The sequence below is a fragment of the Methylobacterium thuringiense genome (assembly GCF_022179645.1).
Classification (GTDB): Bacteria; Pseudomonadota; Alphaproteobacteria; order Rhizobiales; family Beijerinckiaceae; genus Methylobacterium; species Methylobacterium thuringiense.
Genome location: NZ_BPRA01000001.1, coordinates 60,795 through 73,273 on the forward strand (window position 1 = coordinate 60,795; position 12,479 = coordinate 73,273).

Here is a 12,479-nt window from a genome sequence, read left to right on the forward strand (position 1 = left end):
GGCGTGCCGCGACGGCGCGCCCTTTTTCGTAGTCGTCAGGCGATGATATCCGGGTGCATCTGATCTTCGAGATGCGCGATCCGATCCCGCAGGAAGAGTTTGCGCTTCTTGAGTCGCTGAATCTGCAACTGATCGCCGGCAATCCCGACCTTCAACGCCTCGATCGCGCCGTCGAGGTCGCGATGCTCCTCCTTGAGGCGGCTCAGCTCGGGCGCGAAGTCCCTCGCTGCGTCGCCCGTGTCGTTGTCTCCCACTTCCACCGGCAGATCTCGCTCAGGCCCCTATCGAAAACCATGCGCCATGGCCTCGCTTCGGGCAAGACGGCACGGTCTGCCGCGGGCGACGGTCCACGATGTTTCTCCGCCCTGACGACGCGACCGCTCAGTCCCGAAAGTCTCCGCCATAGTTGCGGAAAACCGGCGGCAATTCGATGACGAAATCGAGAGCTTGACAAGGGAATCGCTTCGACAGCCGGCTCAGCGTGTGCCACGATGCCCGAGTCGGTAACGATGACAGGAGAGACGACTCATGTCCTTGGACACGCATTTGAGCCAGCTCGCTCGCAAGCACGATGCCTTGGAGCGAGAACTGCACGACGCGATGCAGTCACCATCGAGCGACGACCTCCGCATCGCCGAACTCAAGCGCAAGAAGCTCCATCTCAAGGACGAGATCAACCGCCTCCGGGATGACGGAGACACTCTCCACTGATCCGTACAACGGCAAGGTTTTTCCGGCCGTATCCCTCGATATCCTGACGCGTTCGCCGCCGCCCCGGACCACCGGTGCGGCGGTTGTTTTTTGGGGTATCCATCTCGGCTTCGTGAGAAGATGCCGCATAAGCCGGCGCCGACCGGCGGATCGACGCCGAGGAACGCCATGACCGCCGCTGCGCCCGCCTATGCCGCCGTGCACGCAGCTTCGATCGCAGATCCCGAGCGCTTCTGGCTGGACGCGGCGAAGGCGATCGAATGGGAGACCGCGCCGGAGCGCGCCTTCGACGAAGGCGCTGGAATCTACGGCCGTTGGTTTCCAGATGCCCGGCTAAACGCCTGCCACAACGCCGTCGACCGTCACGTCGAGGGCGGTCGCGCCGATCAGGCGGCGATCATCCACGACTCCCCCGTCACCGGCACCAAGCGCACGATCAGCTATCGCGAACTGCGGGACGAAGTGGCCACGCTCGCTGCCGTGCTCTCCGGATTCGGCGTCGGCCGGGGCGACCGGGTGGTGATCTACATGCCGATGGTGCCGGAAGCCCTGTTCGGGATGCTGGCCTGCGCCCGGCTCGGTGCGATCCACTCGGTGGTGTTCGGAGGTTTCGCGGCGAACGAGCTCGCCGCGCGCATCGAGGATGCATCGCCGACGGTGATCCTGGCCGCCTCCTGCGGCGTCGAGCCGGCGCGAACCGTCGCCTACAAGCCGCTGCTTGACGCGGCGATCGCGCGCTCCAGCCACAAGCCCGAAGCCTGCCTGATTCTACAGCGCCCGCAAGCACTTGCCGGCCTGATGGAAGGCCGCGACCACGACTGGGCGGAGACGGTCGCCGCGGCCAAGGCCGAGGGCCGGACGGCCGATCCGATCGCGATGGCGGCGACCGACCCGCTCTACATCCTCTACACCTCGGGCACGACCGGGAAGCCGAAGGGCGTGGTGCGCGATACCGGCGGCTACTGCGTGGCGCTCACCTGGTCGATGACGAACCTCTACGGGGTGAGGCCCGGCGAGGTGTATTTCTGCGCCTCCGACATCGGCTGGGTCGTCGGGCATTCCTACATCGTCTACGCGCCGCTGCTGCACGGCTGCACGACCGTACTCTACGAGGGCAAGCCCGTGGGCACGCCCGATGCCGGCGCGTTCTGGCGCGTGGTGGCCGAGCACGGCGTCGGCACGCTGTTTACGGCCCCGACGGCGCTTCGCGCGATCAAGAAGGACGACCCGCGCGCCGCAAAAATCGCCGACTACGACCTGTCCGGATTTCGCGCCCTGTTCCTGGCCGGCGAGCGGGCCGACCCGGATTCCGTGGCCTGGGCCGAGACCGCTTTGGGCAAGCCCGTCATCGACCATTGGTGGCAGACCGAGACCGGCTGGGCCATCGCCGGCAACCCGATCGGCATCGAGAAGCTGCCGGTGAAATACGGCTCAACGGCGATGCCGATGCCGGGCTACGACCTTCATATCCTCGACGAATCCGGGAAGCCCGTCCCAGCCGGCACGATGGGCACCATCGCCCTGAAGTTGCCGCTACCGCCGGGCTGCCTGCCGACCTTGTGGGGCTCGGACGCGCGCTTCCGGTCGAGTTACCTGGCGACCTTCGCCGGCTACTACGACACCTCGGATGCCGGCATCCGGGACGCGGACGGCTACGTCACCGTGCTGGGGCGCACCGACGACATCATCAACGTCGCCGGCCACCGCCTCTCCACCGGCGGCATGGAGGCGGTGCTGGCCGCCCATCCCGACGTCGCCGAATGCGCCGTCATCGGCATCCGCGACGCGCTGAAGGGCGAGGCTCCCTGCGGCTTTGTCGTCCTGAAATCAGGGGTTTTCAAAGAACCGGCGGAGATCGAGCGAGAGCTCGTCGCCCGCGTCCGCGACGAAATCGGACCCGTCGCCGCCTTCAAGCTGGCGCTCACCGTCGAGCGTCTGCCGAAGACGCGATCCGGCAAGATTCTTCGCGCCACGATGAAGGCCATCGCCGACGGGCAAAGCTACACCACGCCGCCGACTATCGAGGATCCGGCGGCCCTCGACGAGATCGGCGAGAGCCTGAAGAGCCGCGGACTCGGCGCGTAGCCGGATGCTGCCTCGGTATTCGCGGTACGACGGCGGCCGTCGGCATTCATCGTTGCCATCATGGCGACGTCGCTGCCGGCGCGGCATCGCGGCGGTGGGGTTGCACGGTGCGCAAGGCTACCTGCTCGCGTGGTGTGGTCGGCGCCGAACCCGCCGATTCCGAACCAATCGGGCCGGCGGCGTTGAAGGCGGTGTTCGGGGAGCGGGGTCTCGAAACCGGATGCGCGGACCATGTCGGCGCGAATCACGCGCGGCCCCTCGACTCCCGGCGACGAGCTACGCGACCACGAGGTTGAGCGTCTGAGGAGCCGGCGCGATCGTGACCCGGCTGCCCCAGCCGAAGGCCAAGAAATCCTGTTCGATGCCGTCGGCGAACACCACGCCGCCCTCGTTCATCCGCGAGGTCACAACGAGGGCGGTCTCGGCGAGCTTGCCGGCGCGCAGGCCGGTGGCGGTGGCGACGCTCGGGAACGGTTCACGCACCCAGTAGCCGACGGCCGGCTCTTCCGGGCCGATCGCGAGGCTGAGATGGCTCGCTTCGCTGATGGACCGAGCCCAGCCCGTCACCCCCGTCCCGGAGGCGACGATGAGACCGCTCGACGACTGGTCCTCGGCCGTGCCTCCGGCCTCGATCCGGTAGCGGGCGGATTGGTGGCTGCGGTGGCCGACGAAAATCTCGTTCAGCGCCAGCAGCCGCTCGCCGCCGTCCAGAACCGCCTGCACCATGGTCCGCCGCTCGACGCGGGCCGCGCCGGCGACGCTCGCCGGGAGCAGCGCGCCCAGGCGTTCCACGGCGACCCGCGCCAGGACGCCGTCGTACAGATCGGGCGCCGGATTGACGCCGATCACCGGCTGCGCGCCGAGATACTTCGCGACGTTGGCGACGAGCCCGTCCTGTCCGACGGCCACGATGACGTCTTCGGGTGCGAACAGGAAGCGATCGAGGTCGGCCCGGCGCGCCAGCGTCTGTCGCCAATCCGCCGGCACGGCGGCGCGCGCCCGGCCGAGCACGGTATGGAACACGACGTGGCGTGCCTCGACCTCCGCGATGCTCTGTTCGCGGCTGTCCAGGAAGAACTTGGCCTGGCCGCGCGTCGCGTGCCGGGCCAGCAGCAATTCGTAGTCGGTGTCGCGCACCACGAAGACGGCGCGTGGGGTGACGGCTGCCATCGCATGTCCTCAGCGTGCCGCGATCGACGGGGGGACCTTGCGGAACTCGCCGAGCGCGGCGGCGAGCAGGTCCGGCGTGATGTTGACGTGCTCGATCGTCTCCAGCTTGCCGGCGAGTTCCCGCGCGGCGAGCCCGAACAGCACGGCCGGCGGCAGGTCGCGGTAGGTGGCCACGCGCTGCCGCTCGGCCTCGGCCTTGGCACCCTCGACGAGGCGGATGCGCTCGGCCTCGGCGGCGGATTCCAACCCGCGCGCTTCGGCGACGCCGACGGCGCGGTTGCGGGCGTTCTCGGATTCCTGCGCGATCAGCTGCGTCTCGCGGCGGGCCAGTTCGGTCTTGGTGGCGAGTTCGTTCTCGGCGATGGCCCGCTCCTTCTCGACCGCCAGCGCGCGGCGCGAGAACGTCGCCTCGTCGGCCTTCTGCTGAAGCGCTTCGAAGGTCGGCGTCTGCAGGGCGCGTTCCAGCTCACTCGTCGGCGCGAGGTTGGTGAGCCGCACCGAGACCACCTCGACGCCGATCTCGGCCAGCGCAGAGGCCGCCGCGAGGACCGATTCGAGGGTGATGCGCAACGGCTCCGGGCCGGCATCGAGCAGCGCGCCGACCGGGTTCGCGCCGAGATATTGCAGGACCGCCTGACCGGCGATGCCGTTCAGGCGCGCCTCGATCCGCTCGATCGGCTCGCCCCGCAGCTTGCCGGTGGCCAGCCCGATCGAGAAATCGACGCGGCTCGCCAGCAATTCGGGATCGACGACGTGCCAGCCGATCGTCCCCTGCACGGCGACGGCCTGGAAGTCGCGGCTGCGGCCGCGCACGAACAGCGTCATCTCGCGGTCGTCCATGGGCAGCTCGCTGATGCTCGCAGTTTCCGGCCGGAACCAGAAGACGAGCCCGCGCCCGCTCTGCCGGACGCGCCCGTTGCGGTAGCGGATGATGTGGCTGCTCGCCTCGCTCCTGAGCTGGGCGATCAGACCGATGTTGCGAATCGTGGCCATGGCACCTTTCCCTGGATCAACTTGGCTTCTGGAAACGATAGAGTTCGGCGGGACGGAACGACGTCCCGGCCTCGCGAGAGCCCGTCGGCGCGAGCCAGCCCCGGTCGAGCATCCGGCGGCGGAAGGCCGGCTTGTTGAGCGGCGTGCCGAGGATGGCCTCGTGCACGTCCTGCAGCTGGCGCAGGGTGAAGTGCTCGGGCAGCAGCGCGAAGCCGACATCCGAATAGTCGAGCTTGCCCCGCAGCCGCAGGATCGCGAGGGCGAGGATCTCGGCATGATCGAAGGCGAGGGCCAGGGGCTCGCCCCGCATCCGGCCGTCGGCCGGGAGCACCGCGACGGGCCCGCCGGCCTCGCCCGTCCACGGCACGTCGATCACCGCCCGCGACAGTTTCGGCATGCCGTCCAAGGCCTCGCCGAAGGCACGCTCCGGCAGCAGGGCGAGATAGGCGACGGACACGATGCGCATGCGCGGGTCACGGTCGAGCGCGCCGAAGGTGTAGAGCTGTTCGCACTGAATCCCGGCGAGCCCGGCCTTGTCGCGCAGGACGCGTTCGGCCGCCGCATCGAGCGTTTCGTCGAGGGCGACGAAGCCGCCGGGGAGCGCCCAGCGGCCGGCATGCGGATGCTCGGCGCGTTGCAGCAGGAGGACGGACGGCCGTCCGTCATGCAGGCCGAGGAGCACCAGATCGACGGCCAGGGCCGGCCGGTCGTAGGCGTCGGGATCGTAACCGGAGAGGAATTTTGCCTCGCTCACAGCCAAACCTTATATCTGTCTTGCGCCTAACTAATGCGCATAACGGATATATGTCAAGGCGTGGGTGGACCGGAGCTTGGGCGACGGCCTGATGCGTCGTGATGGATTCGGCGCCGAGGTCGGGTGTGCGAGCCCAACGGCGACGAGCGTGCGACGACCGCCGTGCCAATCGGCCAGTACGAGGTCAGACCCGTACTATCGATCCACTTCGTCATTGCGCGCGCAGCGAAGTAATCCAGGGCCACACACGCAAGCGTCGGTGAGTTGGCCCTGGATTGCTTCGCTGCGCCCGCAATGACGGGGAGAAAGCGTCAGCCCCGGCTCACACCGTCACCGGACGATCCGGGCGGCCGGAAAGGCGACCGCCTTGGCGCCCAGCGGGTCTGTTACAGTTCGACGGTCAGCCCAGCTCGTGCGCCGAAGCCGTGTTTCCGCGGATGAGCTCACGTCCCGCATAGATGCCGCCCGCGGTTTCGAGGTCGAGGCGTTCCGCGTCGTGCCGGCGGACTTCGGCCATGACCTCGGTGGCGGCCTCGGGGGAATCGCCAATCGTCAGCAGCGCCCGCTCGCCGAAGGCGAGGGCGGATTCGAGCGTTTCCCTGAGCTGGAATGCGACGCCGGCCTGAATCAGTTCGATGGCGTGCTCGCGGTCCCGGGCGCGGGCGAGGACCGGCACGAGCGGAAACTCGGCCTTCGCGAGTTCGGCGATGCGCTTGGCCGCCTCGCGATCGTCGACGCAGACGAGGATCGCGCGCGCCGTCGCGGCCCCGGCCGCACGCAGGATGTCGAGCCGGGTGCCGTCGCCGTAATAGACCTTGAAGCCGAATTCCTCCGCGACGCGGATGTAGCCGGAATTGGTGTCGATGATCGAGACGGAGCATCCGCGCGAGATCAGCGGCTGGCTGACGATCTGGCCGAAGCGCCCGAAGCCGACGATCAGGGCGCTGCCGACGAGGTTTTCCGGGATCTCGACGCCGTCCATCGAGACGGCGGGCTTCGGCCCGAGGCGGTCGAAGGCGATCACCATGAGGGGCGTGAGGGCCATCGACAGGATGACGGTCGCCGTCAGGATCGCGTTGGTCGGACCGTCGATGATGCCGGCGCCCGTCGCCGCCGCGTAGAGCACGAAGGCGAACTCGCCGCCCTGCGCCATCAGGGCCGCCCTCTCCACGGCCTCGGAATGGGAGGCCCGCAGCGCACGGGCCACCGCGTAGATGACGAGGCTCTTCACCACCATGTAGGCCGCGACGCTTCCCAGGATCAGGCGCCAGTTCGCGCCGATCACGGTGAGGTCGAGGGACATGCCGACGCCGAGGAAGAACAAGCCGAGCAGGATGCCGCGGAACGGCTCGACATCCGCTTCCAGCTGATGGCGAAAACTCGATTCCGAGAGCAGTACGCCCGCGAGGAATGCGCCCATCGCCATCGACAGGCCGCCGAGCTGCATGGCGAGGGCCGCGCCGAGCACGACCAGCAGGGCAGCGGCGGTCATCACCTCCCGGGCCTTCGACGCGGCCAGCAGCCGGAACATCGGGTTGAGCAGCCAGCGCCCCGCCGCGACCAGCGCCAGGACGGAGCCGAGGGCGATCCCGATGGCGACGGCGCGTTCCGCAGCGCCCGATTCCCCGCCGCCGGGGGCCAGCAGGGTGACGGCCGCGAGGAGGGGCACGATCGCGAGATCTTCTAGCAGCAGGATCGCCACGATCCGCCGGCCCTTCGGCTTCGAGAGCGAGCCGCGCTCTTCGAGCAGCTGCATGACGATGGCGGTCGAGGTCAGCACGAAGCCGGTGCCGGCCACGAACGCCACGGCCGGCGCGAAGCCCATGGCGATGCCGACGAGGGTGAGCGCCGCGATGCAGATGCCGACCTGCACGAGACCCAGGCCGAAGATCTCGCGCCGCATCCCCCAGAGCCGGGACGGCTCCATCTCCAGCCCGATGATGAACAGGAACATCACGACGCCGAGTTCGGCGACGTGGAGGATCGCATGCGCGTCCGAGAACAGGCCGAGACCGAAGGGACCGATGGCCAGCCCGGCCACGAGATAGCCGAGGACCGAGCCGAGACCGATCCGCTTGAAGAGCGGCACCGCGACGACGCCCGCCGCGAGGAGGGCGACGACCTGGACGAGGTCGCTCGCAGCGCCGGTCGCTTCGACAGCCATGGGCTTCATGCTTTCTCGATGACGGGACCCTGGGCGCGGTATTCGAGCCTCAGCCGATCTCTATCAGGGATAGCGGACGGGCGGGGCCGGGTCCGGCAGGGGGATGAACTCGGAATCACCCGGGACGGTGTCGAAGCGGGCCCGGCGCCAGTCCTCCTTCGCCTGCTCGATGCGCTCCGGGCGCGAGGAGACGAAGTTCCACCAGAGATGGCGCGGACCGTCCATCGGCTCTCCGCCCAGCACCATGAAGCGGGCAGCCTGCGTCGCGCGGATGCTGATGGGGTCGCCGGGCCGGAACACCAAGAGCTGCCCCGGTCCGAAGCCGTCGCCGGCGATCTCGATCGCGCCCGAGACCGTGTAGATCGCGCGCTCGTCGTAGGTCGGGTCGAGGGGCAGGACCGCGCCGGCTTCGAGGACGACGTCGGCGTAGACCATCGGGCTCGACGTGCGCACCGGCGAACGGGCGCCGAACGCCTCGCCCGCGATCAGGCGCACGGTCTTGCCCTCGCCGGTCAGGACCGGCAGCGCGGACGCGTCGTAATGCTCGAAGGCGGGGGCGGTCTCCTCGTCCTTCGCGGAGAGGGCGACCCAGCTCTGGATGCCGAAGAGCTTGGAGCCGGTCTGCCGCATGCCTGCGCCCGTGCGCTCGGAATGGGTGATGCCGCGCCCCGCGGTCATCCAGTTCAGCTCGCCCGGGCGAATCGGCAGTTCGGTGCCGAGGCTGTCCCGGTGCATGATCTCGCCCTCGAAGAGGTACGTGACCGTCGAGAGACCGATATGGGGGTGGGGACGCACGTCCATGCCCTGCCCGAGCAGGAATTCGGACCGCCCCATCTGATCGAAGAACACGAACGGGCCGACCATCCGGCACTCGGTCGATGGAAGCGCTCGCCGCACGGCAAAGGAGCCGAGGTCGCGTGAGCGCGGCACAATCAACGTCTGGATGGCGTCGCAACTGAAGCGATCGCCCGGAATCGGATCCTCTGCGCTATGCCAGCTCATCGCCAAAACTCCTCATGCGCTGCCCGGCCCGAACGGCTCGGCAGCGATGCGGTATTGTGCATGACGGGGAGGGAGGCTCGATAGAGAAACGATCGAAACGCATCGTTTCCAAATTCGATCAGGCGCCCGGCGGCATCGTGCGGCGGCGGTCCTCACTATGCCGCCGCGTCCGCGCCAGGACCCGGGCTCTGCGGCCGGAACGATCCGTGGTTTATGGCTTGGCTTTGATCGGCCAGTTGTCGGTGTTCCAGATCTCTTCGTTGCTGTCGATCATCTCGATGATCTGGTCGATCGACTTGCGCAGCATGGTCTTCGAGACGAGGCCGCCGTCGACGGTCTTTTCGAGGTCGAAGGCGAGCTGTCCCGGCTCGCCGTAGATCGCGAAGGCGAACGGGTAGCCGTTGTTGGCCTTCAGCATGGCGACGCCCGGGACGAGGGTCTGCTTGTCGCCGGGAATCGCCCAGGACTTGTAGATCGTCAGGGCCGTGTCGTCCTTCGCCAGCGTGAAGTTCAGATCGGCTTTGTGCGTGCCCTGGCCCTCGAGCGTCAGGACCCCGTCCCGGGGTCGCGTCGGCTTGAAGCCCATCTCGCCGAGCAGGGCCTTGACGCGGTTCAGCGTCAGGGTCTCGGCGGCCACGGGAGCCGGGGCGGCGAGGATGCCCAGCGCCAGCACGATGTTTGCAAGTTTTGCCACGGGCTCAGGACCTCTGTGTCGTCGGGTGCCTCACGAGCGCGCCCGTTGATAGGAGCTTGTCCCGCCGGCCTCGGGGGTCCGGCGGGCCTGTCGTGAGAGACGCTCAGCGCGGCTCCGCGACCACCTGCACCTTGTCGAAGAACGCAGCCGGGTTCGACAGGGTCTGGACGTCGGCGAGGCCGAGGCCCGGCGACTGCTTCGCCTTGATGCCGATGTGCAGCCGGCCGGACGCGGCGACGAAGCGGCCCAGCGCCTGGCCGAGGGCCTTCGCTTCCGCCGAATCGCCGAGGATGGCCGGCACCCCGAGCGTGGCCACGGCCGCGACCTCCGTCCGGGCGGAGCTGACGGTCCCGCCGCCCTCGGCGGCCTTGGCGGCGAGGCTCCGCTCCAGCAGGCCGCGGTCCTCGATGTCGATGTCGACAGATTCGACGGCCGCGCCGAGCGCCGCCACGGTGGCGAGCGACGGGTTGGGGCTGAACACGTCCTTCGGCACGTTGGCGACGACGCCGCGGACGGCGACGGTGCCCATGCCGGCCCCGTCGACGGACAGCTCCTTCACCACGAGCTGCCGCGACGCCTCGTTCCAGCCGAGATCGAGCCGGGCGGTGAGCCCGATGCTCGAATAGCCGAGGGCTCCGACCTGGCCGGTCCCGTCGAGCGCCTGCGCCGCATTGATCGGCATGACGAAGTTGTTGATCGCGAAGCGGAGGTTCGAGGGCACCCCTTCGACCGGGTTGGTCGTCTCGAGCTCGACCGCGCCGATCGAGACGCGCACCGGGCCGGACTTGCTCTCGGCGAGGTCCACGTCGGCGCCGCCGAGCCGGACCGTCCGGATCTGCGGGACGAGACGGCGGGCATCCGCCGGGCCGAACTGGGTCGCGCCCGAGGCCGCGAGGGTCCGCATGCCGGCGATGGCGGAGCGCAGCGAGATGCCTTCGACCGCGAACGAGGCGAGTCGCATTTGGCCGTCCGGGCTGCCGACCGCCAATCCGTCGGCCCGGATCTCGCCCTGGCCTTCGCGCTCCGCGCTGAAGCCGAACCGGGCCATGCGGACTATGATCGACTTGGGCGGTCCGTTCAGCATCTCGAAGCCGGTTACGTCGAGACTGCCGGGCTCGAAGGAATCGAGCAGGTCGGCCAGGGGCGCCAGGGCTGCGATGCGCGCCTGCGGCGGCGCCTTGTCGTCGCCGGCCGGCTGCGCCCGCTCGAACGCGGCCGCCCAGCCGTCGGAGAGCGGACGGACCCGCACGTCGCGGCTGGCGATCCGGGCGATGCGGAAGACGTCGCCGGCCTGATCCGTCGGGAAGGTGAGGCCCTCGATCGCGAAGCTGCGATAGGCCGGCTTCGCTTCAGTGGTTGCCTCCTTCGGCGCGGGCTTCGACAGGGAGGCCAGCAGCGGCAGGTCGAGGCCGGCGGATTCGAGGCGGGTGAAGCCGCCACCGCCGACGGCGTCGGCGCCCTGCGGAAACTCTCCGCCGCCGACGGTCAGGGATCCGATCCGGCCCTGCGTCACATCGGTGATCCGCACGTCGCGCAGCACGGTCACGCCGGCTCCAAGGTCGGCCGCGGTCTCGATCCGGATTTCCGGGGTGGCGATCTCGCGGGCCGTGATCGTCTGGAGCCGCTCCCAGCTGCTCCCGGCCGCCGCGGGGTCGAGCAGGCGGCCGAGGTCGTCGGCCGTCATCATGGTTCCACGCACCTCGATGCGCGAAACCGCGTAGATCTTGTCGCCGATTCCAGCGCGCAGGCCGGTGGCGAGCAGGCCGTCGCCGCCGAGCGCGGTGATGACCGGCTTGGCGGGCGGCAGGGCGGGACGGGCCGGTGGCTTCGGCGCGGCGGGCGGGGTCGCCGCCGCCTGCGGCGGCGCAACGGGCGACGGGGCGGCGGGCGCTGCCGCGGCGGGCGTCTCGGCCCTAGGCGCAGCACCCGGCACCACCGTGAACGGCAGATCGCCCTGCGCCACCCGGCCACCGAGGGTGTCCCGGAGGAAGAAGGTCAGCACGTAGGAGCCCGGCGCCAGATCGCGGAACGTCATGGCGCTCGTCACGTAGACCGGCGGCGGCTCGGCCCCCTGGAAGGAGACGGCCTCGTCGAGCTCGGTCTTGCGGGGGTAGACGCTCTGGCGCGCCCAGGTCCGGACCTCGTAATCGAGGCCGACGCCGACGCGGCTCTTGCCGGCCTCGCCCGGGGCGACGGTCAGGCCGGCCGCCTCGATATAGACCAGCAGCGTGTCGCCCTGCGGAAAGGCGTTGGAGGACCGCGCCGCGACGTCGCCGAAATCCTTGGCCTTGCGCGACACGAACAGCAGTCGCGGCAGGGCGAGGGGCCGCGCGGCCTGGGCCACCGGGGCCGACGGGGGAGGGGCCGAGGCCACCGGAGGCGCGGGCTTCGCAGGCAGAGGCTTCGTCGGCTCGGACTTGGCGCCCGTGCTCTCCGCGACCCACTTGTCGACGTTCCAGATCTCCTCGTTGCCGTCGACGGTTTCGACGAACTGTTCGAGGGCCTTGCGCAGCATCGTCTTGGAGATCAGCGAACTGTCGTAGGTCGCCTCGATGTTCAGCGACAGCTCGCCTTCGTCGTCCACCATCGCGAACACGAAGTAGCCGTAGCTGTTGGCCGCCAGCATCTTGAGGGCCGGAATGGCCTTCTGTTTCTCGGCCGGGATGTCCCAGTTGGTCGAGATCATGAAGGTCGACTTGTCGTCGGCCAGCCCGATCGCGGCTTGGCTGTCGAAGCGGCCGAGCCCGTCGACGAGGACGAGGCTGTCCTCGACGCGGGCGTCCTTGAAGCCCGCCTCCACCAGCATCGACTTGATCCGGTTCAGCGTCAGGCCCTGCGCCTGCGCGAAGGCCGGCTGGAGCACGAGGAAGAACCCCAGAAGAAGGGAAGCGATCTTCAGCACCGTC

At 69.2% G+C, this 12,479-nt stretch carries 10 protein-coding genes; 2 read left to right on the plus strand and 8 right to left on the minus strand.

The features are described 5' to 3' along the window. Nucleotides 1-35: 35 nt before the first annotated feature. A complete protein-coding gene (locus tag MFF07_RS00300) occupies nucleotides 36-254 on the minus strand; it encodes a YdcH family protein (RefSeq protein WP_238230522.1) in 219 nt (72 codons plus the stop codon). 274 nt (nucleotides 255-528) lie between these two features. On the opposite strand from MFF07_RS00300, the gene MFF07_RS00305 reads away from it, so the two are divergent. Together MFF07_RS00305 and MFF07_RS00310 are read left to right on the plus strand one after the other, a co-directional pair. Continuing rightward, nucleotides 529-711: a YdcH family protein gene (locus MFF07_RS00305; protein WP_147817328.1), complete on the plus strand. Its 183-nt coding sequence runs from the start codon at nucleotides 529-531 to the stop codon at nucleotides 709-711. A 168-nt stretch (nucleotides 712-879) separates the two neighbouring features. Then, the gene (locus MFF07_RS00310; protein ID WP_147817327.1) at nucleotides 880-2,796 is read left to right on the plus strand and encodes a propionyl-CoA synthetase; all 1,917 of its coding nucleotides are present in this window, start codon (nucleotides 880-882) and stop codon (nucleotides 2,794-2,796) included. 276 nt (nucleotides 2,797-3,072) lie between these two features. Here the strand turns inward: MFF07_RS00310 and MFF07_RS00315 are convergent, their stop codons facing one another. The 7 genes from MFF07_RS00315 to MFF07_RS00345 form a co-directional block, all read right to left on the minus strand. Beyond that, a complete protein-coding gene (locus MFF07_RS00315; protein WP_147817326.1) occupies nucleotides 3,073-3,966 on the minus strand; it encodes an NAD(+)/NADH kinase in 894 nt (297 codons plus the stop codon). 9 nt (nucleotides 3,967-3,975) lie between these two features. Beyond that, complete coding sequence (locus MFF07_RS00320) at nucleotides 3,976-4,959, minus strand: SPFH domain-containing protein (RefSeq protein WP_147817325.1); 984 nt, start codon at nucleotides 4,957-4,959, stop codon at nucleotides 3,976-3,978. A 16-nt stretch (nucleotides 4,960-4,975) separates the two neighbouring features. Next, nucleotides 4,976-5,713: an NUDIX hydrolase gene (locus tag MFF07_RS00325; protein WP_147817324.1), complete on the minus strand. Its 738-nt coding sequence runs from the start codon at nucleotides 5,711-5,713 to the stop codon at nucleotides 4,976-4,978. A 400-nt stretch (nucleotides 5,714-6,113) separates the two neighbouring features. After that, the gene (locus tag MFF07_RS00330) at nucleotides 6,114-7,877 is read right to left on the minus strand and encodes a monovalent cation:proton antiporter-2 (CPA2) family protein (RefSeq protein ID WP_147817358.1); all 1,764 of its coding nucleotides are present in this window, start codon (nucleotides 7,875-7,877) and stop codon (nucleotides 6,114-6,116) included. A 63-nt stretch (nucleotides 7,878-7,940) separates the two neighbouring features. After that, nucleotides 7,941-8,879: a pirin family protein gene (locus MFF07_RS00335; protein WP_238230311.1), complete on the minus strand. Its 939-nt coding sequence runs from the start codon at nucleotides 8,877-8,879 to the stop codon at nucleotides 7,941-7,943. A 211-nt stretch (nucleotides 8,880-9,090) separates the two neighbouring features. Next, nucleotides 9,091-9,573: a hypothetical protein gene (locus MFF07_RS00340; protein ID WP_147817322.1), complete on the minus strand. Its 483-nt coding sequence runs from the start codon at nucleotides 9,571-9,573 to the stop codon at nucleotides 9,091-9,093. A gap of 103 nt (nucleotides 9,574-9,676) precedes the next feature. Next, nucleotides 9,677-12,475, minus strand: coding sequence for an aq_1923 C-terminal domain (locus MFF07_RS00345; RefSeq protein ID WP_238230312.1), 2,799 nt, complete (start codon nucleotides 12,473-12,475; stop codon nucleotides 9,677-9,679). Nucleotides 12,476-12,479: the final 4 nt, after the last annotated feature.